Here is a 26196-nt window from a genome sequence, read left to right as displayed (position 1 = left end):
ATCGTGACGTACTTCTATTTAGCGTCCAAGTCTCCCCGCAGAAAGGAGCTGCTCACCCGCTGGGGCTATCGCTTTGAAACGCTTCTGAGCGATCAGCCGGACTCGGTGGATGAAAATGTGCTGGAACACGAAAGCGCGGATCACTACGTTCAGAGAATCGCTTCGGAAAAGTCTGTATGGGGCTTTAAGGAACTCAGCCGGCTCGGCCTGCCGGTACACCCGGTGCTCGCTGCCGATACTACCGTCGTCATGGACGGCATCATTTACGGTAAGCCGGAAAACACGCAGCAGGCGTACGATTTTCTATCCGCGTTCAGCGGTAAAACCCATGAAGTGCTGACCGCCGTTGCGATCGCGGTCTCGCATGACATGAAGCTTGAAGCGCTTTCCCGCTCATACGTCACATTCAGACCGCTGACAAAAGCGGAGATTCTTGCCTACATCGCAACCGGAGAACCGATGGATAAAGCCGGCGCCTACGGCATACAGGGCAAAGCCGGCGCGTTTGTAGAAAAGATCTGCGGAAGTTATTCCGGCATCATGGGGCTGCCTCAAATGGAAACTGTACAGCTGCTGCAGGCCGCAGGATTCCCATATTTTTAAACGTCAAATTCTTTTTTAGTGTTTAGCGCGAACCATAATAATAGGCTCTCTTCCAAACAGTCCTATTGATATGTCCGCGTCCGACATTAGTCCCGACAGTCTCGTCTGCCGCCCCAAAAACTGCTGGGACCTCTATATCTCTTTCACGCTGATGGCGCTTCAGGCCTTCGGCGGATCAACTGCAATCGCTCAGCAGTTTCTCGTGGATCAGAAAAAATGGCTCACCCAGTCGCAGTTCCTGGATCTGCTGACCGTCTCGCAGGTACTTCCCGGGCCGAACATCATGATTCTGACCATCCTGATCGGTGACCGCAATTTCGGCTGGAAAGGCGCGCTCGCCTCTTTTCTCGGCATGGTCTCAGTCCCCGGCACGCTGATGCTGAGCGTCTTCGTTTTTTATCAGCAGTTTTCCGACAACCCTCTTGTCTCTCAGGCGCTTGTCGGCATGGCTGCTTCCGCTGCCGGAATGGTCGCGGGAGCCGCGCTCAAGCTCGTCTATAACTGTCGGGAAAATATCATTACACCGCCTGTCTGGATCCTCGGCCTTGTACTGACATTCGTCACGGTCGGCGTCATGAAAATCTCCATGCTTTTCATTCTGCCGATTCTCGGTATTCCGCTCTCGCTTTGGGCCTGGTACCGTTTCCTTAAAGTCGAGGAGCATCACAAATGATTCCCGCCTCTCTTTTTGCTGGACTGTTCATTCACTTTGCGCTCATCTCCATAATGGCGATCGGCGGCTTCATGGCCACACTTCCCGGTATGTATTCGTACCTTGTCGACACTGCCGCGCTGCTCACACCGGAGCAGTTTGCCAAGACGGTCGCTTTCGGGCAGTCGCTTCCCGGCCCCAATATGCTGATCGCGGGCGTACTCGGATGGGCAGCGTGCGGACCTCTCGGCGCGCTTGCCACGCTCAGCGGAACAGCAATTCCTTTTTCTTTGATCGCGGTTGCGGCCGGACGTTACGTGCGCGAACACAAGACAAGTTATCTTGTCCGCGCCTACAAGTCCGGCATGGCACCCGTCGCCATCGGCCTGCTCTTTGCAACCGCCTATCTGCTCCTCAGCGGAGATCTGACCAACTGGAAGTCCGTCTGCTGGGCAGTCGTCGTGACACTGATCGTGTGGCGCACAAAGTTTCCGCTCATCCTTCTGATCGCCGCGGGCGGCGTGTTGGGTGCATTAGGCGTCTTTGCCTAACTTGCGGAAAATTGTACGGAAAATGCGAAACAACCTAGGTATTATCTATATGATTCCTATAGATTCGATTACTCCATAGTTGTTCAAGATGCCGCGTTTTGTACTCACCATTCAGTCCCATGTCGCCTTCGGCTTTGTCGGAAATTCCGCCGCAGTCTTCCCTCTGCAGCTGAGAGGATTCACTCCGATCGTCATCAACACGGTCGAATTTTCCAATCACACAGGTCATCCTCAGACGAGAGGTCAGGTGTTTACCGCCGAAATGATTGAAGAAGTCATTGAAGGTGTCAGAGAGCTTGGCGTACTGCCAAAATGCGAAGGACTGCTCTCGGGCTACTTAGGTGACGCAGGCATCGGCAAAGTTGTCCTTCATTTAGCCGAAGAGATCAAACGAGCGAATCCGAACGCCATATGGCTGTGCGACCCTGTGATGGGCGACACGGACTCGGGCGTGTTTGTTCGTCCCGGAATTCCGGAATTCATGAAAGCGCATTTCCTGAACGGACTTGCAGACATCACTACGCCGAACCAGTTTGAATTGGAGCTTCTGCTTGGACGCCCCGTTGTTTCGCGTCAGGATGCAGTGGAAGCGGCAAGAAATCTGTTTATTGAAAAAGGATGCAAAGTCGTTTTTGTGACCAGCCTGCTGACCAAGGACGTTCCGCAGGGGTTCATTGAGACGCTTGCCGTCACGGCTGACAAAGCCTGGACGGTGCGCACGCCGTTTATCTCTCAGAAGGCCGTGCCCAACGGCCAGGGAGATGTCTTCGCCGCTTCTTCTTTCGGTATTTATCTCAACACGCATTCCGCCAAAGCGGCCCTTGAAGGCGCTGTCAGTACGCTTTACGGTCTGGTCAGCGCCGCGCCTGACAATGACTTAGATCTGCCGCTCATTGACGCTCAGAAGGAAATCCTCACACCGAGCACTATCTTTAAGGCTGAAGAAATCTAGCTCATCAGGCCCTAACAAAAAAATCCCGGCGCGCGACCGGGATTTTTTGTTGAAAGTAAATGGTTACTTAGCGACGTTCGGAGCGGAAACCGGCTCAATCACGTCTTCTGCCAGCTGCCATTTGCCTTTGTCTTTGACGCCAAGAAGCTGAACTTCAAAAATCAGAGTCGCATTCGGCGGAATCACATCACCGGCGCCTCTGGAGCCGTATCCGTACTGGGCCGGAATAAACAGACGGCGGATTCCGCCGACTCTCATTCCGTCAACGCCCTTATCCCAGCCCTGGATCACATATCCGGCGCCGAGCGGAAATTCAAACGGCTGATTGCGGTCGACGCTCGAATCAAACTTTGTTCCGTCTTCCAGCCAGCCGGTGTAGTGAACGCGAACCAGTTCACCGGGTGTCGCAACAGCGCCGGTGCCGACTTTTACGTCCACAATCTTCAGTTCTTTCAGATCTTGCGTATCAATACCAAACATTTACCTAACCTCCAATTGATTTCGGTTATTTAGTTTTACCAATCTATACCTTTCTTATTACCCGAACTCGGGGTCTCCCTCAGTTTGAGCCCCTCCCGCTGCGATACACTCTAATGCGTTTGGAGGTGTTCAATTGTCAGACTCATTTAAAGCATTTAATTTCCATCCGCTGATTGTCCGGGCGATCGAAGACAGCGGTTTCACAAAACCGACGCCGATCCAAGTTAAGGCGATCCCTTTAGTCCGAGACGGACACGATCTTCTTGCGGCAGCTCAGACCGGAACCGGGAAAACCGCCGCGTTTGTTCTGCCGCTTCTTCAGGATATCGCGGAAAATCCCACAAAGTATCAAAAGAAGTCTGCTCGAGTTCTGATTCTCACTCCGACTCGTGAGCTTGCCGCTCAGGTGCTTGAGACGATTGACCAGCTCGGCGCGCACATGAACATTCGATCGGCCGTTGTCTTTGGCGGGGTCGGCATCAACCCGCAGAAAGCCGCTATCGCTAAAGGGCTCGACTTTCTCGTGGCTACCCCGGGCCGACTCCTTGATCTGATGAGCCAGAAAATGGCAGATCTCTCTCAGACGCATACACTGATTCTTGATGAAGCGGATCGCATGCTCGACATGGGGTTTCTGCCGGATCTGAAGAGAATCGTCAAAGCGCTCCCGCAAGATCGTCAGACACTGCTGTTTTCCGCAACGTTCTCTCTGGAAATCCGCAAACTCGCAGGCGACTTCCTGAAAGAGCCGAGATCAGTTGAAATCGCAAGAAATCAGGATGCCGCCTCAGTTCATCAGACGCTCTACCGCGTTCCCAAATCAGAAAAGCATACTGCGCTCCGCGATCTGATCGTCGACAACGGCTTGGATCAGGTGCTGGTTTTCACACGCACGAAGTACGGCGCAGATAAACTCTGCCGGCAGCTCACCAAAGACGGCCTGAAGGCGCGCGCGATTCACGGCGATAAGTCTCAGGCGGCAAGAACCACCGCGCTGAAAGAATTCAAGAATCACGAACTGCCGATTCTGGTCGCGACCGATATCGCTGCCAGAGGTCTCGATATTGAAAAGCTGCCTCAGGTTGTAAATTATGAGCTGCCTCAGCAGGCAGAAGACTATGTCCACAGAATCGGCCGAACCGGACGCGCGGGAGAAAGCGGACAGGCTTTCTCTCTTGTGTCCTCCGAAGAGCTTGACCGCCTTAAAGCGATCGAGAAATTCATTAAGAAGCCGCTTCGCCTGACCGATTTTCCCGGAATGGACTACTCGAAAGAGAACGAACCTCAGCAGGAGCCGCCCAAGAAAAAAGCGATTAAGCGTGCGTCCCAGAAGCGTCGTCCCGCAAAGAATTCTCGCAGGTCCGCTCCGAGAAAGTCAGGAAAACAGCAAATTTAACAATTCCTTCTTCAGAATTCGGGCAGGGTGTGCCTATCCTCTTAGAATTGAAGTTCAGCTAAAAGACAAATCGACGAACAATAGGTTATGAAGACTCCAGATCTGAACGAAGTAAAAATTCAAGCGGGATTTTCTTTAGAAGACATCAATATTGAAGGATTTTCTCCGATGCCCTCTCCCGCAGAAATCAAGCGTCTTGCTCCTTTGACCGAGGCGGCAGCTGAAACCGTCAATAGAAGCAGAACAGACATTAAGAAGATTCTCGACAATATCGACGATCGGCTTCTTGTCATTACCGGTCCGTGCTCGATCCACGACCCGAAGGCCGCGCTCGAATATGCGGAGAGACTTCTGAAGCTGTCCGAGCATGTTTCCGAAACCATTCTGCCTGTGATGCGCGTCTACTTTGAAAAGCCGCGTACCGTCACCGGATGGAAAGGCTTTATCAATGATCCGCACATGGACAACTCGTTCCAGATGGCCGAAGGCATGCTGCGGGCACGCGAACTGATGATCAAGATCAATGAAATGGGTCTTCCGGTCGCCACTGAAGCGCTCGATCCGTTCGGTCCGCAGTACCTCGGCGAGCTGGTCAGCTGGTATGCTATCGGCGCGCGAACCACAGAAAGTCAGACGCACAGAGAAATGGCGAGCGGGCTTTCCGCACCGGTCGGCTTTAAAAACGGCACCGACGGTCAGCTTGATTCCTCAATTAATGCGGTCAAAGCGAGTCGTCAGGGCCATTTCTTCCTGGGTATTTATGAAGACGGCAGAAGTTCCATCGTCCGCACTAAGGGCAATCGCTACAGCCACCTCGTTCTCAGAGGCGGCGGCGGACGTCCGAACTTTGACACGGTGAGCGTCATGCTTGCCGAAGAGGCTTTGAAGAAAGCGGGCGTCGCATCGCGCCTCATTATCGACTGCTCTCACGCCAACAGCATGAAGAATCCGGACCTGCAGCCCTTCGTGCTGCGCGACGTCATCACACAGGTCATCAACGGCAGCCGGGCGATTTGCGGCGTTATGCTGGAAAGCAACCTCTTTGCCGGCAATCAGAAGATTCCGGATGATCTGAGTCAGCTGAAATACGGCGTGTCCGTGACCGATGCGTGTATTGACTGGGAGGCCACGGAACATGCTTTAAGAACCACGCACCGTCGTCTTTTGGATAAGAAATTAAATGGTTAAACGCATTCTTCTTCTCACCGCGGCGCTTGCCGCGGCGATTCTCGCAGGCTGTACCTCTGCTCCGTCGCACCGCTCCCCTTTTGAAGCGAAAGCCGATAGAGATGGACTCGACCCTCTGATTGACGCGCCGCTGAGAACTCAGGCCGTCTGCAAAGGAACCGGGTTGTTCTCCGCCGGCATGAAGCTCGGCGGTTTCTCATTTGAATGCCCCGACCTGGACGTGGTCGCGACCATGAACGAGCTTCGCGACGCGGGCTGGAGAGTGGAAACCATCCGTATCGGTCATCAGGAAGTCGATAGTGAAGAAAGCGGCTCTCAGCTGACCGTGACCATGCGCAAAGTCTATTAATTGTTTTAGGAGGATCCGGCAGTGGACAGCATGACAGCCGTGCGGCTCAGCAAACTTCGTTCTTTTTTTCAGAACTTAGGGCTTAACGGCTGGATCGTTCCCACAGCCGACCCGCATGCTTCCGAGTATGTGGGCGAACATTATGCGCTGCGCAAGTGGCTCTCCGGATTTACGGGTTCCGCTGGCACCCTTGTGGTCACATCGGATCGCTGCGCGCTTTTGACAGACTCCCGCTATTGGGAGCAGGCGCAAAGGCAGCTCGAAGGGACAGAAATCGAATTAGTTCGTCTGAACTGCTCCTATGCAAAGGCGATCGCCGATTGGCTTGCTCAAAACTGCGCAAGCGACTGCGTGATCGGCATCTTCGGAGAAAACATCTCGAAAGCAGCTGTGAACAAATTATCCTCGGAACTCAGAGAAAAGAAGCTCTTTCTTTCAATTCTGCACTCGGATCCTGCGGCCGTGATTTGGGATAACCGGCCTCAGGCGGCCTGCACGGAAATTTACGAGCACTCCGTCTCTCCGAGAAACCGCGCTCAGAAACTTGCCGCTGCCGCAAAAGCCCTCAAAGAAAAAAACGCCGATTGGCTTTTAACGTCCAAACTCGACGATATCGCTTGGGTTTTTAATCTCAGAGGCTCTGACGTCCCCTGCAATCCGGTCTTCTATTCCTACGCGCTGATCGGAAGCGATCAAAAAGCCTTTCTCTTTGCCGCGCTGAACAAAATCAAACCGGAGCTGCGCACAAAACTCGAGCAGGACGGCGTAACCCTCTGCAATTATCAGGGCGCGATTGAAGAAATCGAAAAAATTCTCTCGAACTCTGATCCGTGTACCGTTTTAGCCGATCCTGAAGAACTCAATGCTTCGCTCTTTGAAATCTTTCCGGAGCACGTCAGGGTGATTGAGGATATCAATCCCATTGAACTTCTTAAAGCCCAAAAGACACCCGAGGAGATTGAGCTGATTCAAAAAGCCATGATTAAAGACGGCGTTGCACTCGTGCGCTTTTACGCCTGGCTTGACGATCACATCCATGAGGGTCTGACTGAAGCGGACGCGGCTGAGAAGTTAAATGAATTCCGAAGCGAGCTTGAGGGCTTTGTTTCGCTCAGCTTCGAGACGATTTCAGCATTCGGCCCCAATGCCGCTCTGCCGCACTATCAGCCTGAGGGCAGAGGTGCGAAAATCGAAGGCAGCGGTTTCCTTTTGATTGACTCGGGCGCTCAGTTCGCTGAAGGAACCACTGATATCACCCGTACCATTTTGGTCGGTGAAGCGGGCGAACAGATGAAAGCAGACTACACATCTGTTTTGCGTGCAACTATTTGTCTTGCAACAACAATTTTCCCCGAAGGCGTTTCCTCACAGGCAATTGACGCGATCGCCCGTCGTCCGATTTGGCAAAATACTGCCGATTTTGGGCATGGGACAGGACACGGTGTAGGTTTTTTCCTTAATGTACACGAGGGACCGCAAAGGATTAGTTATCCGAGAATCAATGTCGGGGACAGCTTGATATCCAGATACAGCGCCATGCTCCCGGGAATGGTCACGAGCGATGAGCCCGGACTCTACCGTCCCGGAAAATGGGGTATCCGCATAGAAAACCTCCTTGCCAATGAGCTGACCGCCGAAAATGAGTTCGGTCGTTTCCTCAGGTTCAGGACTCTGACCCTTTGCCCGATAGATCTCCGGGCTGTCAATGTCGGAGCTCTTTCACCCGAAGAAGTACGTTGGCTCAACTCCTACCATCAGACTGTTCGAGACACTTTGTCTCCCTTCCTCGACGAGAGAACAGCGCAATGGTTGGAGGGCAAGACTAAGGATTTATGCGAATGTCTGAAAAAACAAATTTAAAAACCTGGTTGGAAACCCGTTGGCGCGGGACCCTGATGGCCGTCATCATCGGCGCTGCATCGCTGTTTGTCTCTGAGCACTACGGCGGTCCTGCAGTTCTTTTCGCGCTTTTGATCGGTATGGCTTTTCATTTCCTTTCTGAGGATAAGAGAACGCTTGCCGGCATCAATTTCAGCTCCACCACGATTTTGCGCTGGGGTGTCGGTCTGCTCGGCGCCAAAATCACCGCCGACCAACTCGGACTTCTCTCGCCCGCGCTGCTCTGTATGATTATCGGAGGCGTCTTTGCCACCCTGCTTTTCGGCGCGTTTATCACACGCTTTTCCAAGTGGCCGATTACCGAAGGTACCTTAGCGGCTGCCGCTACTGCGATTTGCGGCGCCTCCGCCGCGATTGCGCTTTCGGCGACGTTGGATAAAAAACAGCTTCGTGAACAGGCGCTTCTTGCGATTGTTGTTACCGTGACTGCGCTCTCAACGCTTGCGATGGTGCTTTATCCGTTCATTTCCCAGTGGTGCGGATTCAATCATGTGGACGCGGGTATTTTCCTCGGCGGCACCATTCATGACGTCGCCCAGGTGGTCGGTGCGGGCGCCATGATCGGACCGGACGCGCTTGAGATCGCGAGTCTGACGAAGATGATTCGTGTCGCGCTTTTGATCCCGATCCTGATTATCTTCATGTTTATCTTCGCAAATAAACAGCACCGTGAAGAAGAGGAAAAGGCAAAGCCCTGGTACAAGAATATTCCGATGTTCCTGCTCGGCTTTATCGCACTTGCCGCTTTGAACTGCTTTGGCGTTATTCCGGTCAAAGTTTCCAACGCGCTGGGCGAAATCTCCAGACTCTTTATTCTGATTTCAATTTCCGCCCTCGGCCTTAAGACCTCGCTCGGCAAACTGAAAGAAGTCGGCTGGACTCCGATCGTTCTCATGTCCATCGACACGATCTTCCTTCTCCTCTGGGTCATCATCGGCATCTTCTTAATCAGAGGCTGATTTAAACCCGTGCAGTACAGAGACCCGAAATTATTCGGGTCTTTTTTATCCCTGTCCGTAACGATTACAATTCTCACCATAAATCTCAAACCACGCATATGAATAAAAAGAACTCTATTTGGCTTGTCACTATTACGCTGGCCGGTCTCGGTATGATCGGCCCTTTTGCTACAGACACTTATCTGCCGAGCTTTCAGGAAATTGAAGTCGAGTTCGGCACACCGGAGGCGCTGGTTCAGCAGACGCTTTCCATCTATCTGATTACCTTTGCGGTCATGACGCTCATCTACGGAACGCTCTCCGATATGTTCGGCCGCAAGCCGATTATCATCGGCGGACTCATGCTGTTTTTCGGCTCGTCTCTTTTTGCGGCCTGCGCGCCGAATTTCAAATGTCTGCTGATTGCCCGAGGGCTGCAGGGACTAACCGCGGGAGCCGGTATTGTGATCGGACAAGCCGTCGTGCGGGACTTGTACGGCGGATCAACCGCTCAGCAGCTCATGGCTAATATTGCGATGGTTTTCTCGCTTGCGCCTGCGATCGCTCCGATTCTCGGCGGCGCTATCTCGGACCACTTAGGCTGGCGTTTTGTTTTCGTGTTCATAATGCTGTACGCCGCCTCTATGATCTTGCTGACCTGGCGCGCACTTCCTGAGAGCCTTCCGCCTGAGAAACGTCAGCCGGTGAATTTCAAAAATCTTGCCGAACAGTATCGGGATACGTTAAAAGACAAGTCCTTCATGTTTGCCGCTTTCAGCACCGGACTTTCCTTTGGCGGTCAGGCAACCTATATCGCCTGCGCAAGCAACATCATTGTCAAAATCCTCGGCATGCCGGTCACGCAGTTCGGCTGGCTGTTCATCCCAATGATTTCCGGTACGGTTTTCGGCAGCTGGCTTTCGGGCCGACTCGCGCGTAAATTCTCGACGCCCCTGATTGTCAATCTCGGTCTGACCTTTATGACCATCGGCGCAGCTGCCGACCTGGCCTGTTCGATTTGGCTGGACGACTATTTGGGCGTACCTTACATGTTCTTCCCAGTCACGCTGTGCATTTTCGGCATGTCCATTGCCCGTCCGGGCATGACGATCATGTCACTCAGCATGCGTCCCAAGACCCTTGGTCTGGCAAGCTCGCTCGTAGCGTTCTGCCAGACGGTCGTCTTTGCCGTGATCTCAGGTCTGATCGCTCCGCTGCTCTTCGGCTCACTCGTGAAAATGTCCGTCTCTCTTGCAATCTGCACCGCCGTCTCCATCGCTTTCTGGATTCTCAGCCGCCTGACGGGACAGATCCGCCACGCCGACGTCGTCGAATAAGCGATTTTTTTGAAAAATAATGTTTATATTTCAGAATGTTGTTGGGGATATCCCGAGAGCTTCAGTACAAAGTTCTACGGCTTTCGGTTATCTTTAAACTATCAGGATGGATCCGAAATAAAAAATGCATTTTCTCAAGCCGACCTCAATCATTCTTTGTTCCCTAGCCGTTCTGTTCGCGCTCGGCGGCTGCGGAGAAAAAAAAGCGAGTGCCCCTAAGCAGACTCAGCTGACCGTGACCACGCTCACGGCAGTCTCAGGCAGCCAGCCCTATGTCGTCGATCTTTTCGGCCAGACGGAAGGTCAGCAGGCCGTGATTGTTTATCCTCAGGTAACCGGGCCGATTATTTCCAGAGACTATACGGAAGGCGCGCTCGTAAAAAAAGGCGACAAACTCTTCATGATTGATCCGGCACCCTTTGATGCCGCGCTGCAAAGCGCAAAAGCCGCGGTTGCTCAGGCTGAGGTCAGTCTAGCAAAGGCTTCTCGAGAAGCCGCCCGCTACACCAAGCTGCATAAATCGGAAGCGGTCAGCGAGAAGGAATATACCGACGCTGTCAGCGAACTCGCTTTGTGCAAAGCGAATCTGCAGGCGGCTCAGGCCAAACAAAGAGAGGCGGAAATCACGCTTGGATATACAGAGGTTAAGGCCCCTGTCGACGGTATTGCAGGCCGAGCCTTAGTGAATCCGGGTGCGTTAGTAAGCGCTAACTCCACTGCGCTTACCGATATCACACAGGACAATTTGCTTAAAGTTCGATTCTCTCTGAGTGACAACGATCTGCACGGATACTCCGTGAATGATCATTCTCCGGTTTCTGTCGTTGATGACAGAAACGGGCAGGAGACACCGGCCGTTATTGAATTCACCGCCACGCAGATCGACCCGGAAACCGGTGCGCGTTCTCTAAGCGCTGTGATTCCGCAAAGCAGCGGTTTACTTCCGGGACAATACGTCACAGTTCATCTCACGCTCGGTGAACAGGACGGCGTCTTTCTCGTTCCTCAGAGCGCGGTTCGACAGCTTTCGGACGGCACCTACAGCGTTTATGTCTACAGTGACGGAAAAGCGCGTCAGAGACCGGTTACGGTTGGCCGCTGGCAGGGTACTGACTGGATTATCACATCCGGCCTGAATGACGGAGACGAAGTAATTATTGACCAGATACAGAAACTTCGAGATAAAGCCGCCGTCAATAAAAAAGAAGCGGCTCAGAAAAAATAAAACCCGCGTTCAAAATCCCTCGGAGAGAAGTTCATGCTTTCGCAATTTTGTATCAAACGTCCCATCTTCGCTTCGGTCTTATCCATCCTTATCGTCATCGCGGGTCTTTTAGCCTGGCGTGCACTTCCGATTTCGCAGTATCCGGAAATTACTCCGCCGACTGTTTTCGTGACCGCCTCTTATGAGGGCGCGGATGCCGAAACTCTGGCAAAGACGGTCGCGGCTCCGATCGAAGATCAGCTCTCCGGTATTGACGGGTTGCTCTACTATGAAACCGCCATCCGCTCCAACGGTATGGTCCGCATTACCTGCACGTTCGAAGTGGGGACCAACCCGAACGATGCGATGCTTGAAATCAACAACCGAGTTCGGTCCGCTGAACGCAGGCTTCCCGACTCGGTTCGTCAGAACGGCGTCAACGTTCGCAAACGAAGCGAAGAGACACTGATGCTGGTGCCGTTTTACTCTCCGAACGGCAAATATAAACCGATTCAGCTGGCCGACTACGTCAATCAGAACGTTATTGACGCGATTAAACGCGTGCACGGTGTCGGAGACGCGGAAGTCTTCGGCAACTCGCAGAGCGCGATGCGTATCTGGCTTGACCCGAAGAAAATGGCCAAACTCGGCGTCACAGCAATCGACGTCAGAAAAGCGATTGAGGAACAGAACTACCAGTATGCGACTGGTAAAGTCGGTGTTGCGCCGACCCCTGAAGAACAGCAGCTCGTCTATACCATCCGCACCAAGGGACAACTTCTCACACCGGACGAGTTCGGCAATATTACCGTTCGATCCAAGGGCGCTGACGGTATCGTACGCATCCGAGATATTGCGCGCGTGGAAGTCGGCAACCGCAGCTATGAAGCGTACAACCAGCTGAACGAAAGACCTTCAATCACATTCGCGGTTTATCTGCAGTCCGGCGCCAACGCCATGCAGACCGCGATTGATGTAAAAAAACGTCTGACCGAACTCTCTCAGCACTTTCCGGATGACCTGGCCTATGTCATCACAGACGACAACTCACGATTTGTTGAAGCCGCGCTGAATGAAGTCCTTCATACACTCTTTGAGGCGGGACTCCTGGTGCTCATCGTCGTGTTTGTTTTCCTGCAGAGCTGGCGCGCGACACTCATTCCGATGCTGGCAGTTCCCGTATCGCTGATCGGCACAATGGCGGGTCTCTGGGTTCTGAACTTCTCGATCAATACCCTGACGTTGTTTGCAATGACGCTCGCCATCGGTATCGTCGTCGACGATGCGATTGTGGTACTTGAAAACATCGAACGAATCATGTCAGACGATGATCTTGATCCGTATGAAGCGTCTCAGAAAGCCATGAAAGAAGTCGGCAGCGCGCTGATCGCAATCGTACTCGTGCTGACGACGGTATTTACGCCGGTCGCCTTCCTCGGCGGCATCGCGGGCGAACTTTATCGTCAGTTTGCAGTCACCATCGGTATCTCGGTTATTCTTTCGGGCTTTGTCGCCCTGACGCTGACTCCCGCCCTCTGTGCCATTCTGCTGCGCAAGAATGAAAAGAAGATGGCGGTCTTCAAGCTGTTTAATCTTGGGTTTGATCATTTCCGGGAATTCTTCATCCGGGGCGTGCACTTTAATCTGAACAACCGCTGGATTACCGCAGTACTTCTGGCTGTCGTTCTTGTGGGATGCTGGAAACTCATGGATATTATCCCGACCTCATTTGTTCCGCGCGAAGACCAAGGTCTGCTTCGTGTTTCCATGCAGCTGCCCGAAGGCTCTTCTTTGGTCCGCACCGGCAAAGCGGTTACGGAGTTAAATAAAGAAATTCGAGATCTGGAGTCTGTCGATAACGTAACCGCTCTGGTCGCCAATGACACGGTCGCAAACGACACCAAGTCCAACGCGGCTTCCATGGTTGTACAGCTCAAGCCTTGGGAAGAGCGCACCGAGACTGCAGAAGAGGTTCGACAGAAAATCCAGAAACTGCTCAACAAGAGAACCGACCTTGTCGGTCAGTCGGTCAATCCGCCTCCGATCCGCGGTTTAGGACGTTCGGGCGGCTTGGATTTTTACATCCAGTCCCGCGAATCGGACGATCCGATCCAGCTGCAGCAGGTCTCTCAGGAGTTCAAGGAAAAGCTTGAAATCCTGCCGGAGATTTCTTCAAGCCGAGCCATGTTCCAGGCAGACGCGCCTCAGCTTTATCTCACGGTTGACGAAGCCAAAGCACTTGCCATGGGCGTTGCGATTTCCGACGTCTACAACACGATCGGATACTTCATGGGCAGTAAATACGTGAATGACTTCACGCGTATCGGCAAGATTTTCCGAGTCATTATTCAGGCGGACGATCAGTTCCGCATGACACCCGAATCCATCGGTGAACTCTATGTTCGCTCCGACTCCGGAAAAATGGTGCCGCTCTCCTCTCTGACCCACATTACCCGTATTTCCGGACCTGAGTCTCTGAAACGAGAAAACGGCTTCCTTGCCGCCTCTATGACCGCGAACGCGGCGCACGGCTATTCGACGGGCGACATGATCCGCGCGGTTGAACAAAGCGCGGAGGAACTTCCGGACGGCTACTACGTCGACTGGACCGGTCAGGCCTTCCACGAAAAACGCATCGGTACCACATCGGCCTACGCCTTTGCATTCGGTCTGATTATCGTGTTCCTGATTCTTGCCGCGCAGTTTGAACGCTGGTCGCTGCCGATCGCAGTCGTGCTTGCGGTGCCTTACGCTATTCTCGGCGCCTTAATCGCGATTTATTTCCGAGGATTCACCAACGACATTTACTTCCAGATCGGTCTGCTGGTCCTTGTCGGTCTGACCGCGAAGAACGCCATTCTGATTGTGGAATTTGCGGCTCAGAAGCTTGAGGAAGGTCTGGCGCTTAAAGACGCAGCTCTGGAAGCCGCCAAGCTGCGTTTACGCCCGATTGTGATGACGTCGCTCGCCTTCATTCTCGGCGTGATTCCGCTTGCCACGGCGACAGGCGCGGGCGCTGCCGCCCGTCAGTCCATGGGTACCGGCGTATTGGGCGGCATGATTGCGGCCACCTTTATCGCGACAATCTTCATCCCGGTCTTCTTTACCTGGTTTGTTGCCAAGAATTCAAAGAGACGTCAATAAGAACTAACGCAAAAGGCGCCGATTCGGCGCCTTTTGCTTATGAATCAAAGCAGTTTACTTGATGTACTTGTTTTCCCAGTTGTCCATGGTTCCGTCTGCTTTGATCTTCTTCATCCAGTCGTTAACGCTGGCTTCCAGGTGCGGATAACCCTGTTTCATCAGAACGCCGAAGTGGTTCTCGGTAAAGGGTTTGTCAACCAGAGGTGCGGCAAGCTTGGGATTATCTTTGACATAGCGACGAGCTTCCATCGTCTCGGTAATCATGACGTCGGCTTTGCCTTCGCCGACCAGGCCTGGAATCTCCGCATTATGCTCATACATAATGAGTTCGGCCTTCGGTGTCATTTCTTTGGCGAACTTCTCATTCGTTCCGCCTGGGTTGTACATCACGCGAACCGTCGGCTTATTGATGTCATCCAGACCGCGAATCTTGTCGGCTTTCGTCTTGGTGACAAGCACTGTCTTGCCAAACGTCAGATAACCGTCGGACATAGTCATGACTTTCTTTCGCGCGTCTGTCACAGTAATACCGCTCATCGCGACGTCAAATTTGTCGGCCTGAGTATCATCCTGCAGCGTACGCCAGCTTGTCGGAACATAGACCAGTTTCACGCCAAGGTACTTGGCAAGAGAATCTGCCATCTCGGCGTCAAAGCCTTCATATTTTCCGGTTTCTTTGTTGAGGTAGCTCATCGGTTTGTAATCGCCGGTTGAACCGACACGCAGTTCGCCCGACGCTTTAATTTCCTGAAGAGAACGAGCTTCGGACAAGCCGGCAAATGTCAGGGTCACGGCTGCAAGCGAGCTGACCAGAACGGCGGTTACTACCTTCTTGTGTTTCATAAAATCATTCTCCCTATCGCTCATTCAGTATAACGAATCAAACGTCGAAAATAGAATATTTCCCTATTTTTATATCTAAATAGGGATTAATTCTCGTTTCTTCGCTCAAATTCGACTGTTATCGGTTAAATTAAAGAATCTCTCAGAGTTATCTCAAAACAGCCGAATATTCTATCAAACGAGTCAATATAAATATAAAGAAGAAAGATTTTTAAGTATGGTTTAAATGTAGTTTACCCACCTAAGCTGTTTTACCGTTTCAGCAAAGTCTCCGTCAAGACGATCGGTAATGCTGACACGCGTTCCGGTCCGCGGGTGCAGAAATGAAATCCCGCAGCAGTGAAGATACAGTCGATCCCTTCCGAAATACTCTGCAAGAGCGCGATTCAGAGGACCTTTACCGTATGTCGCATCACCGATAATCGGATGCGCAATAAATTTCATATGACGTCGAATCTGATGTCGCCGCCCGGTCAAAAGTTCAAGTTTCACCAATGAAAGCCGCGTGGTTTCGTATTTGCCGCTTGAAACCGGGACTTCTGCGCTCGCAAGCGTTGTCAAAAGCGTCTTCGCCTCCTGCGCTTCAGTTTTCTGAACACGAAGATACGGGTCCACGGGCGGCTTCAGCGCGTGATCAATCAGCATTGTTTTTTCGGAAGTGCCTCGCACAATCGCAAAATACTGCTTCTGAAACGTCTCATGCGTCTGCTGAGCGAGCGCTGAAACAGTCTGCGGATCAAAGGCGAACATCAAGGCGCCGGAAGTGCCCCGATCCAGTCGGTAGAGCGGCCAGACCCGTTTCCCAAACAAATCCCGCGCAAGCTGCAGCGCGAAATATTGGTCTCCGTTGGCGATCTCCGTGCGGTGCGTCAGCAGCTTCTCCGGCTTTGAGACAACCGCAAGGCAGTCGTCCTGATATAGGACCTTCAAGAGCGGTTTTTGATCAGTGCACATAAGAAAAAAGGCTCTCCTAAGAGAGCCGAAACACTAGCGTTTATTGAAAGAGTTTGCCGAGTTTATCGAAGAAACCCTGTTTCTCCGGCGCATGATGGCTTCGCTTGCTGCCAAGCAATGATTCTTCAAACTGCTGCAGCAGCTCCTTCTGTTTTGCCGTCATATTGACCGGAACTTCGACATTGGTGTGCACGTACAAGTCGCCCTTGTCTGTGGTACGCAGGCCAACAATGCCGTGTCCTTTCAGACGGAATGTGCGTCCCGTCTGAGTGCCCTCCGGAATTCTGAGTTTGACTTTTCCGGTGAGCGTCGGCACTTCAAGCTCGCCGCCCAAAGCCGCCATCGTGAAGCTCATCGGCATCTCGATGTGCAGGTCCTGTCCGTCACGTTCAAAGAGATCGTGTCTCTTCACATGGATGCGGACATAAAGGTCGCCGGCGGGGCCGCCGTTCTGTCCGGGCGCGCCGCGGCCGGAAATGCGCATACGGTTGCCGTCGTCCACACCTGCAGGAATCGAAATTTCAATTTCCTTTCTCTCTTCTTTCATACCGGTGCCCCCGCAAACCTTGCAGGGGTGGCGAATAATCTTGCCGGTGCCGTGACAGCGCGGGCAAGTCTGCTGAATCTGGAAGAAGCCCTGACCGGCGCGAACAAAGCCGCTTCCGTGGCAGGTCGGGCAGGTTTCAGGATGCGTGCCCTTTTCCGCTCCGGTCCCCTCGCATGCTTCGCACTTGGACCAAGAGGGAACCTTGATCTTTGTCTTGAGACCTTCGGAGGCCTGCTCAAGCGTGATATCCAGGTCATAAACCAGATCCTCACCTCGGAACATCTGCTTGTTGCCGCCGGCTCTGCCGCCCGCGCGAGCACCGAAAATCTCCGCGAAAATATCACTGAATTCACCAAACTGCGACGGATCGAAGGAGCCGAACCCTCCGCCAAATCCGCCGGCACCGCCGGACTCAAAGGCTGAACGGCCATAGCGATCGTAGGCAGCGCGCTTCTGCTCGTCTCCGAGTACGGAATATGCTTCTCCAACCTGCTTGAATTTTTCTTCAGCGCTCTTGTCTCCCTTATTGCGGTCAGGGTGGTACTTCATCGCCATACGGCGATAGCCCTTCTTAATCTCTTCCTGAGTTGCAGTCCGCTCTACGCCAAGAACCTCGTAGTAATCAAGTTCCTCTTCAGCCATACTTTTCGTTGTTTCGTGAATCTAGTGATAACCCTAGAGTTTAATAAATCAATTATTCAATAGGGCCGCCCTTTTTCAAAGGCGACCCTATTTTTGTGTCAAAGCTTAACGCTCTTTTACTGATCAGCGTCAGATGACTGATTAGACTTCTTTGAAGTCAGCATCGACGACGTCGTCATCTTTCTTCTGAGACTGCTGAGCACCCTGCTGCTGTGCGCCCGGCTGAGCCTGCTGCTGATTGAGTTTTTCACCAATCTTCTGGGCAGCGGTCATCAGAGCGTCTGTGCGTTTTGTGATCAGATCCTTGTCTTCGCCCTTCAGAGCGTCCTCAAGGTCTTTAATCGCGGATTCGCAGGCAGCGCGGTCAGAACCGTCAACCTTGTCTCCCAGATCCTTCAGAGTCTTCTGAACCTGATGGATGCTGGTGTCGGCAGCGTTGCGGGCCTGAGCCAGTTCAGCGCGGCGGCGGTCTTCTTCCTTGTTGGCTTCAGCATCGGCAACCATTCTTTCCACGTCAGCGTCGGTCAGACCGGAGTTCGCCTTAATGGTGATCTGGTTTTCTTTGCCGGTGTTCTTATCCTTAGCGGAAACGTGGAGAATACCGTTAGCGTCAATATCGAATGTCACTTCGATCTGCGGCAGTCCTCTCGGAGCCGGAGCGATGCCTTCAAGGTTGAATTCACCGAGCAACTTGTTGTCTGCAGCCATTTCACGTTCACCCTGGTAAACCTTAATGGTCACAGCAGGCTGATTGTCTTCAGCTGTAGAGAACACCTGAGAGTGTTTTGTCGGGATCGTTGTGTTGCGTTTGATCATCGGAGTCATCACGCCGCCCAGAGTTTCGATACCGAGGGTAAGCGGTGTGACGTCGAGCAGAAGAACGTCGCTGCGGTCGCCCGAGAGAACAGCACCCTGAATCGCAGCGCCCATAGCGACAGCTTCATCCGGGTTAACGTCCTTGCGAGGATCCTTGCCGAAGAACTTCTTTACAGCTTCCTGAACAGCCGGCATACGTGTCTGGCCGCCAACGAGAATAACGTCGGAAATATCGGAAGTTGTGGCGTTTGCGTCCTTCAGAGCCTTGCGGCACGGTTCGATGGTTCTTTCAATCAGATCTTCAACCAAGCTTTCGAGCTTAGAGCGAGTCAGAGTGATATTCAGGTGTTTCGGACCGGTAGCGTCGGCTGTGATGTAAGGAAGGTTGATTTCGGTTTCCTGACGGCTCGACAGTTCGATCTTGGCCTTTTCAGCGGCGTCCTTCAGACGCTGCAGAGCCAAAATGTCGGTGCTCAGATCAATACCGGTATCCTTCCTGAATTCTTTGATGATGTAGTCAACGATTCTCTGGTCAAAGTCTTCGCCGCCAAGGAATGTATCGCCGTTGGTGGAGAGTACTTCGAACTGTTTTTCACCGTCTACGTCAGCCAGGTCGATGATGGAGATATCGAATGTGCCGCCGCCGAGGTCATACACAGCGATCTTTCGGTCGCCTTTGCCGCCTTTGTCAAGGCCGAAAGCCAGAGCAGCTGCAGTCGGTTCGTTAATGATACGGCGAACGTCCAAACCTGCGATCTTGCCGGCGTCCTTAGTAGCCTGACGCTGAGAGTCATTGAAGTAAGCAGGAACTGTAATAACCGCTTCTTTGACTTCTTCGCCGAGATAATCTTCAGCGGTCTTCTTCATCTTGCGGAGAATTTCAGCGGAAACCTGCTGCGGAGCGAGGTCTTTGTCGCCGAGAACCTGAACCCAGGCGTCACCGTTAGCGGCCTTAATAATCTTGTACGGCATCAGGGAAATGTCCTTCTGGACTTCCTTATCGTCATAGCGGCGGCCGATCAGACGTTTGATCGCGAAAAGCGTGTTGGCCGGGTTGGTCACAGCCTGACGTTTTGCCGGAGCGCCGACAAGAACTTCTTTTTCAAGGTAAGCGACGACGGAAGGAGTTGTGCGGGCGCCTTCGCTGTTTTCAATTACTCGAACCTTGTCGCCTTCAACGACCGCAACCGCGGAGTTTGTTGTTCCAAGGTCAATACCAATGATTTTTGCCATTTTAAATTTTCCTCTCTTGCAAGCGGATCATTCCGCCATGCTGTTAAGTATGTATATTGAGTCGATTCTTGAAAAAACAAGGCCCGGCTACTGAGCTACCGCAACCATTGCCGGACGAAGAACCCGATCGGCAATTTTCCAGCCGCGCTGGAATACCTGAGCGACACATCCGGGCTGGACCGAGGGATCATTCACCATAGTGATCGCCTGCATTGAATTCGGATCAAATTTGAGGCCCACAGGGTTCTCGCATTTCATTCCGTTGTGTTCAAGTGCGCTGAGCAGCTGACGGTAGGTAATCTCCAGACCCTCTTTGAGAGGGCCGCTTTCATTTGCTGACGCTTCAAGCGCCTTTTCCATGCTGTCGACCACGGGCAGCATAGCTTCTGCAAATTTCTCAATACCGAACTTGCGAGCTTTGGCCACATCTTCGGCTGAACGGCGACGCACATTTTCGGCTTCCGCGACGGCTCTGACATAAAGGTCATAATTTTCATTGGCCTTCGCCTGGGCTTTTGCGAGTTCATCCGAGAGACTCTGATCCGGCAATTCCGGCGTCTCCTCCTGTGCTGTCTGAACCTCGGCGTCTTCACCGAGATTCATTTCCTTTTTCAAATCATTCTCTTGCATCAAGCTTTCCTTATCTTTTCGAGAATCAGAGCGCTTTGCCGTTCTGCGCCCCTTATTGATTGATATGAGGTCGCACGACCTTTTTTCAACCTCTCTGTCGAGCATTATGAAAAATATAGGTAGAAACGTGAATAAGAATGCCCCGATTTAAGTATGTTGCCCGGAAAAGCAAAAACGGCCGAAAATTCAATTCGACCGCTGTTTTCTACCCACCTAAATTCAGGTTTTAGAGATGTTTGGATACAAGATTTTTAATGAGTGATACCGCATCCGAGGAATCGTTAAGACATTCGATGTAGTTATATTCTTTACCACCCTTGGATAAAAACGTCTGACGAGCTTCGTCTGAAACCTCTTCCAAAGTCTCCAGACAGTCAATGGAAAATCCCGGACAGAGGATGTCAACCCGCTCAACGCCTTCCGCAGCCAGACGCTCAAGCTGCGGCGTCAGATACGGCTGAAGCCACTCTTCTTTGCCGAATCGGGACTGATAGGCGATGACCGCTTCTTCCGGCGCAATACCGAGCTCATCAATAATCATCTGAGCCGATTTTCTGACCTGACGGTCATAAGGGTCGCCTAAATCGCAGTAACGCTTCGGCATCCCGTGAAAAGAAAGAACGAGGCGATCCTTTTCTCCAAGCTCACCCTTCGTTTTCCAATACGCTTTAATTGAAGCGGCGATCGCGCGCGCATACTCGGGATTGTCGTGATAATCACGAATCAGATGCCAGTGCGGCTGGCTTCTCATTTTGGCAAGAGACGCGCCGAGGATATCGGCGACAGAAGCGGTCGTCGTCGCGGAATACTGCGGATAAAGCGGAAGAACAACAATATTGTCAAAACCCTCTTTCTCATGCAGCTCTCGGAAGATGCGATCCTGATCCGGCTCTCCGTAACGCATGGCAAAAGCGACTTTGACCGCGCTGCCTTCCTCATCAAAGGCCTTCTGAAGTTTCTTCGCCAGGCGCTCGGTGTACACAATCAAAGGAGAGCCCTCGGGAAGCCAAACGGACTCGTAGCGCTTAGCGGAGACAGGGCTTCTAAAGGGGAGAATCGCAAGACGCAGTATCAGATTCCAGAGAATCGGATTTACTTCAACCACACGGCGATCCGATAAAAACTGCCGCAGATAAGGGCGAACCGCCTGAGCGGTCGGAGCACTCGGAGAACCGAGGTTAATGAGCAGAACGGCAGTTTTTGTCTTATTCACGATAGCGTATTAGTTAAGCAGTTCCTGATGATGATCGGAAGCGCGGCTGCGGCGATAGTGCATAAAGCCGATCAGAAGCGCGACGGCGAGCGACATCCAGAACTTGCCGAGAACCTGTCCGAAAATAAATTCTATGGATCCGAAGGCAAGCGAAAGGAAGATCGCACTGTCGACAAAAGAGCCGACCAGGCCGCTTACCATAATAGCCCAAGCCGGATAACGCTTTCTCATCGGCGTGTAGACCACGAGGTCGGCAAGCTCGGAAAAGAAGAAAGCCATGACAGAGGCGATCACAAGTGAAGGCTCGGCAAAAAACGCGGAAAGACCGGCGCCGAGAATAATCGCGTAGAGCGACCAGCGAACGCCGAGTTTGGATTGAAGACCGTCACGAAGAACGAGCGCGATGCCCGCCATTAAAACGCCGCTCGGCGCCATCAGTCCCGGAGCAACCGGAATAAGGCACGGGCCGTCCGGAGTGCAGACGGTTCCGACATTCATCACGACCCAGTTCATGACCGGAATCGTCAAAATGAAAAGAACGAAGTAAAGCAGTCCGAGGGAATAATTCTTTGAAACGCGAAGCGGCATATTTTCTCCTTTCCGACATCACAGATCGGGGGAAATAAAGTTAATTAACGGTCGTTGAAACAGAAATCGAAGGTGCGTTTCGAAAGATATCCGAAGCTGCCTTCATATTTCCGCTGCGGAAAACCGCAGTGACCTCCAGTGTCCGGATATTCTAATGCCATACAGGCGGGCACATCGCAAACTTTCGGTAAGATTTCGTAGCCGACAATCGGATCGTTGCGCGCGTTCAGCAATAACGTCGGAATCGTCACTGAGGACAGAACCGGCAGACTCGAGCATTTCGTCCAGTAATCCAGTGCGTTCTTGAAGCCGTGCATCGGCGCGGTAACCACATCGTCGTACTCGTTCAGCCGTTTAACTTTTCTGATGCGTTCGGCGTCAAAGAGCTCCGGATACTCCTTCGCCTTCTGAAGCGCCTTCTGTTTAAGCGTGATCACAAAATTGAGTTCGTACACCCGACTGAAGCCCTTGGAAATGACCTCACTTGAGCGAACCAAATCCAGGGGCGAGCAAACCGCGACCATTCGATCGACATATGAGGCCGCTTTTGAGCCGCGGGTTCCCGCCCAGAAAAGCAGATTATTTGCGCCGAGAGAAACCGCCATAGAGTAAATCCGAGACAGCGGATAGCGCTCTTTGATTCTTGCAAAGATCCAGTCGAGTTCGCAGGCGTCGCCCGCAAAGTACGCCCTCGGCTTTCGGTTATTGATTCCGCCGCAGCCGCGATAGTGGACCACCATGCCTCTGACGCCTTCAGCTGCGCATTTCGCCATCAGTTTTCGGGCGTAATGGCTCTGAGACGAGCCTTCAAGTCCGTGAAAGTGCACCATGACAGGCGCGGCGATATCCGCAGGCTCCGGTGTGGAAAAATCCACCGCGATGATATCTCCGTCGGGCGTATCCCATATTTCCCGCCGATAATCGACTTTAGGGGACGGCATAAACTCCGCGGGCACAATGGTCTGCAGATGCCCTCCCGGCAGCCACCATGGAGCTCTGTATTCCGATTCAATAAGACTCATTAACCTTCTGTCGTGCCGCTTATCTCAGATGCGGCCCGATCTCCAAATACCGTTTGCCAAAGAGATTTCACGCGTTCAACGTCCTGCTCGTACTCCTGAGCGGGGCGCCGTACCGGAAGGCTCGGCGAATTCAGACGGAATTCATGCTGCACCTTTCGATAGCGTCGATAAATCTTAACGGTTTCAAGAGCGTCTTCCTTAGGAATGAGGCCTGCCTCAGCGCTCATTTCCAGCAGTTTGATATTTCCGAAGTTGTTGACGAGCTGCGGATACTCGGCCGCATATCGAAGCACCAGATACTGAACAATAAATTCAACATCCACCATGCCGCCCGCATCATGCTTCAGATCAAAAAGATCCGTCTTATTGACGTGTCCCTCATGCATGCGCTCGCGCATCTTCAGCACTTCTTCGGCCGTAACGGAGGGATCTCTGTCGCGTCTCAGAATCTCTTCGCGCAGCTTTTCAAATTCTGCGCCGATCGCGGGATCTCCCGCACTGAAGCGCGCTCTCGTGAGCGCCTGATGCTCCCAAAGCCAAGCGCCTGTACCATCGTCATTGCGCTCATACTTTTTAAAGCTTTCAAGGCTGCTCACCAGCATTCCGGATTCACCGTTCGGACGCAGCCGCAGATCCACATCAAAGAGCGTGCCCGAGCTCGTCGTGACAGTAAGCCAATTAATCAGGCGGCGCGCAAAGCGAACGTAAATCTTTTCCGCCTCCGGCGCGTCGTCTTCGTAAATGAACACCAAGTCCAAATCGCTCGCATAAGCGAGCTCTTTGCCGCCGAGTTTGCCATAGGCGATGACCGCGAAATTCGGCCGCTCCAGATGGCGCCCCGGAACGGTCTTCCAGCTCTCTTCCATCGCAAGTTCCAGCGTCGCGTCTGCCAGAGCTGAGAGCTGGTCGGCCAGGCGCTCGACGGTCAGGCGGCCGGCCAAGTCAGCGAGAAACAAGCGGAAAAGCCGCGCATGATGCACTTCGCGGATCAAATTCATCCGCGTCTCCTGATCGTCCTCTTCAATATCGGCAAGGCGCGCTCGGGTTCTCTCGATATAGCCTGAGAAATCCACCGGTGTGTAGTCGTCAATCTGGCTGAGGCGCTCATCCCAAAGCTCATCAAGCAGCAGCGGATGGCGATTCAGATACTCGGCTGCCCACTTGCCGGCGCCAAGCACATGGATCAGGCGCTCGGCCGCGGACGGATACTGAAGCAGAAGCGAGACATAAGTCGGGCGCCCCGCGATAACTTCCAAAAAGTGCAGGTAGCGCTCAAGCAGAAGATCTTTACTAATGAGCGCATCCTCCTTAAGCTCGAGCGCGCCGAGCTTGTCCAACGTCTTTTTCACAAGAAGAATCATTCGATCTCTTGCGCCCGCGTTGATCAGGCGAAGCGGCCTCAGAGACATCAGGTTAAGAACCGCGCCTGCGAGTCCCTCGCAGTCGGCAAAACCTTTCCTTCGCAGAAGATCCGCCACCGCGGGAAGCACCTGTACGGAACCGGACTCCCAGCCGAGCGGCCAATCCTCGGACACCGCTTCGGCCTTGGTCTGAAAGATTTCATCAAAACGCGCGGCGACGTACTCCGAACTTTCGCTCAGGCAGGACAAAAGCTCCCCGCGCTTTAGCCCGAGCATGCGGGCGATTTTGGCCTGCTGCGCCTCATCCTCCGGGAGAAGCTGCGTCTGCTGATCGTTCTCGTACTGCAGCGCATGCTCCACATTGCGCAGAAAGACATAGATTTCTGATAGCCGCTTTGCTTTTTCCGGCGCGAGTACGCCTTCAGAGGCGAGCGCAGAAAGCGCTTTCAGCGTTGATCGTTCTCTCAGAAACGGATTTCTTCCGCCGCGGATCACCTGAAAGGTCTGCGCGATAAATTCAATTTCACGAATCCCGCCGCGGCCAAGCTTGATATTTCTGCCTTCGGTAAGCGCGGACGCTTCCCGCTTTTGCGCGGCCAGACGGATTTTCGCATGCAGATCCGTAAGAGAGCTGATCGCGCCGAAATCCAAATATTTGCGGTAAACAAACGGACGCACGATGTCCCAGAGATTTTTTTTCTGGATATCAAATTCTTCCTGAGACGCAAACACCGGACCGTTTACAATGCGGCCCTTGAGCCACGCAAACCGTTCCCACTCCCTGCCCTGCATCATCAGGTACTCTTCCAGCATCTCGCTTGAGCCGACGATCGGACCGGAGTCTCCGTTCGGTCTCAGTCTCATGTCCACCCGAAACGCAAAACCTTCCCAAGTGAGTTCGGAGATCGCCGGAATGATCTTTTTTGCCAGCCGCTCATAGAATTCTTTATTGCTGATGATTTTGCGGGCCGAAGGGAACTGCTCGGTCGCTCGGCACTCTCCGTCTTCGTCATAAAAGAAAATGAGATCGATATCGCTGGAAACATTGAGTTCAGCCCCTCCGAGCTTGCCCATGCCGACAACCAGAAGATCCTGCGGAACACCTAACGGAGAATGAGGTACACCGAATCGCTTTGCGAGCTCTTTCGCATGCACACTCACGGTTCGATCCACCACCGCTTCAGCGAGAGCCGTCATCGCAGAAACCACCTCCTCGAAGTCGGCAGCTCCTGTCATATCCTTAGCCGCCAGCGTCAGAAGCACCTCACGGCGAAGCCTGCGTACTCCGCTTGCGAGCGTCTCGGGCGTATCCGCTGAGGCTAGCCGCTCGTACATCTTTTCTTTATTCCACGTCTCTAACGTCAGCTGCTTTAGGAATTCTGCTGCTTCTGCGCTCGCGGCGTCCGAAAACAACGCCTGAAGGGACCGTTTCACAAACTGAGAAAGCTTCGGAACCTCTTCAATACCGATTCGGCTGGAATGGGGAGAAAGTGCGCTCTGGGATTGGTTCGCTGTCATAGTTGTTTCGCTCTTTCGGCTGCTCTCCGGAACGCTGTGCGCAAGCCGCGGGCAGTCGCCTGTTTTTGTTCTGTAACGTGAGGAATATTTTAATCTTAGACATGACGTCGACGGCGCAGGCGAAGGAGCGATTAAG

21 protein-coding genes and 1 pseudogene are annotated in these 26196 nt (G+C 52.9%); 12 read left to right on the top strand and 10 right to left on the bottom strand.

From position 1 onward, the window contains the following. Positions 1-3: 3 nt before the first annotated feature. From E5987_RS06930 to pdxY, 4 genes are all read left to right on the top strand, one after another. Entirely contained in the window at positions 4-603 is a 600-nt protein-coding gene (locus E5987_RS06930; RefSeq protein ID WP_308645412.1) for a Maf family protein, read from the top strand. A gap of 70 nt (positions 604-673) precedes the next feature. Next, a complete protein-coding gene (locus tag E5987_RS06925; protein WP_160335368.1) occupies positions 674-1276 on the top strand; it encodes a chromate transporter in 603 nt (200 codons plus the stop codon). Continuing rightward, complete coding sequence (locus E5987_RS06920) at positions 1273-1806, top strand: chromate transporter (protein ID WP_160335367.1); 534 nt, start codon at positions 1273-1275, stop codon at positions 1804-1806. The genes E5987_RS06925 and E5987_RS06920 overlap by 4 nt, the downstream gene beginning before the upstream one ends. An 88-nt stretch (positions 1807-1894) precedes the next feature. Further along, positions 1895-2758 carry a pyridoxal kinase PdxY gene (pdxY, locus tag E5987_RS06915; RefSeq protein WP_160335366.1) on the top strand — a complete coding sequence of 288 codons (864 nt, stop codon included), beginning with the start codon at positions 1895-1897 and terminating at the stop codon, positions 2756-2758. A gap of 135 nt (positions 2759-2893) precedes the next feature. Here pdxY and E5987_RS06910 read toward each other — a convergent pair. After that, positions 2894-3238 (bottom strand): annotated as a pseudogene (locus E5987_RS06910) (FKBP-type peptidyl-prolyl cis-trans isomerase); the annotation flags it as partial. Positions 3239-3371: 133 nt separating this feature from the next. Between E5987_RS06910 and E5987_RS06905 the strand changes: the two are divergent. From E5987_RS06905 to E5987_RS06870, 8 genes are all read left to right on the top strand, one after another. Then, positions 3372-4634 (top strand): DEAD/DEAH box helicase, encoded by a 1263-nt coding sequence (locus E5987_RS06905; protein ID WP_160335365.1) that lies wholly within the window; start codon positions 3372-3374, stop codon positions 4632-4634. Between the two features lie 87 nt (positions 4635-4721). After that, positions 4722-5822 (top strand): 3-deoxy-7-phosphoheptulonate synthase, encoded by a 1101-nt coding sequence (locus E5987_RS06900; protein WP_202074572.1) that lies wholly within the window; start codon positions 4722-4724, stop codon positions 5820-5822. Continuing rightward, a complete protein-coding gene (locus E5987_RS06895; protein WP_160335364.1) occupies positions 5815-6171 on the top strand; it encodes a hypothetical protein in 357 nt (118 codons plus the stop codon). Before E5987_RS06900 ends, E5987_RS06895 begins: the two co-directional genes overlap by 8 nt. 30 nt (positions 6172-6201) lie before the next feature. Next, positions 6202-8031 carry an aminopeptidase P family protein gene (locus tag E5987_RS06890; RefSeq protein WP_202074575.1) on the top strand — a complete coding sequence of 610 codons (1830 nt, stop codon included), beginning with the start codon at positions 6202-6204 and terminating at the stop codon, positions 8029-8031. Further along, positions 8010-9029 (top strand): YeiH family protein, encoded by a 1020-nt coding sequence (locus tag E5987_RS06885; RefSeq protein WP_160335362.1) that lies wholly within the window; start codon positions 8010-8012, stop codon positions 9027-9029. The genes E5987_RS06890 and E5987_RS06885 overlap by 22 nt, the downstream gene beginning before the upstream one ends. Positions 9030-9127: 98 nt before the next feature. After that, positions 9128-10345 carry a multidrug effflux MFS transporter gene (locus E5987_RS06880; RefSeq protein WP_160335361.1) on the top strand — a complete coding sequence of 406 codons (1218 nt, stop codon included), beginning with the start codon at positions 9128-9130 and terminating at the stop codon, positions 10343-10345. Between the two features lie 124 nt (positions 10346-10469). Beyond that, entirely contained in the window at positions 10470-11570 is a 1101-nt protein-coding gene (locus E5987_RS06875) for an efflux RND transporter periplasmic adaptor subunit (protein ID WP_160335360.1), read from the top strand. Positions 11571-11603: 33 nt separating this feature from the next. After that, the gene (locus E5987_RS06870) at positions 11604-14693 is read left to right on the top strand and encodes an efflux RND transporter permease subunit (RefSeq protein ID WP_160335359.1); all 3090 of its coding nucleotides are present in this window, start codon (positions 11604-11606) and stop codon (positions 14691-14693) included. Between the two features lie 54 nt (positions 14694-14747). Here the strand turns inward: E5987_RS06870 and E5987_RS06865 are convergent, their stop codons facing one another. The 9 genes from E5987_RS06865 to glnE form a co-directional block, all read right to left on the bottom strand. After that, a complete protein-coding gene (locus E5987_RS06865; protein ID WP_160335358.1) occupies positions 14748-15536 on the bottom strand; it encodes a transporter substrate-binding domain-containing protein in 789 nt (262 codons plus the stop codon). 222 nt (positions 15537-15758) lie between these two features. Further along, on the bottom strand, positions 15759-16490 hold the full coding sequence (locus E5987_RS06860) for a pseudouridine synthase (RefSeq protein WP_160335357.1): 732 nt from the start codon (positions 16488-16490) through the stop codon (positions 15759-15761). 40 nt (positions 16491-16530) lie between these two features. After that, on the bottom strand, positions 16531-17679 hold the full coding sequence (gene dnaJ, locus E5987_RS06855; protein ID WP_160335356.1) for a molecular chaperone DnaJ: 1149 nt from the start codon (positions 17677-17679) through the stop codon (positions 16531-16533). Between the two features lie 141 nt (positions 17680-17820). Then, positions 17821-19728 (bottom strand): molecular chaperone DnaK, encoded by a 1908-nt coding sequence (dnaK, locus tag E5987_RS06850; protein WP_160335355.1) that lies wholly within the window; start codon positions 19726-19728, stop codon positions 17821-17823. A gap of 87 nt (positions 19729-19815) precedes the next feature. Then, a complete protein-coding gene (gene grpE / locus E5987_RS06845; protein ID WP_160335354.1) occupies positions 19816-20463 on the bottom strand; it encodes a nucleotide exchange factor GrpE in 648 nt (215 codons plus the stop codon). Between the two features lie 121 nt (positions 20464-20584). Then, positions 20585-21571: a ferrochelatase gene (gene hemH / locus E5987_RS06840; protein ID WP_288319341.1), complete on the bottom strand. Its 987-nt coding sequence runs from the start codon at positions 21569-21571 to the stop codon at positions 20585-20587. Positions 21572-21580: 9 nt separating this feature from the next. After that, positions 21581-22159 carry a VUT family protein gene (locus tag E5987_RS06835; protein WP_160335353.1) on the bottom strand — a complete coding sequence of 193 codons (579 nt, stop codon included), beginning with the start codon at positions 22157-22159 and terminating at the stop codon, positions 21581-21583. Between the two features lie 44 nt (positions 22160-22203). After that, positions 22204-23181 (bottom strand): YheT family hydrolase, encoded by a 978-nt coding sequence (locus E5987_RS06830; protein WP_160335352.1) that lies wholly within the window; start codon positions 23179-23181, stop codon positions 22204-22206. Then, complete coding sequence (glnE, locus tag E5987_RS06825; protein ID WP_160335351.1) at positions 23181-26060, bottom strand: bifunctional [glutamate--ammonia ligase]-adenylyl-L-tyrosine phosphorylase/[glutamate--ammonia-ligase] adenylyltransferase; 2880 nt, start codon at positions 26058-26060, stop codon at positions 23181-23183. The genes E5987_RS06830 and glnE overlap by 1 nt, the downstream gene beginning before the upstream one ends. Positions 26061-26196 lie beyond the last annotated feature (136 nt).

It is taken from the genome of Parasutterella muris, assembly GCF_009767915.1.
GTDB lineage: Bacteria > Pseudomonadota > Gammaproteobacteria > Burkholderiales > Burkholderiaceae_F > Parasutterella > Parasutterella muris.
Note: the sequence above shows the minus strand (reverse complement) of the source record. Positions and strands in the feature narration are given on the sequence as shown.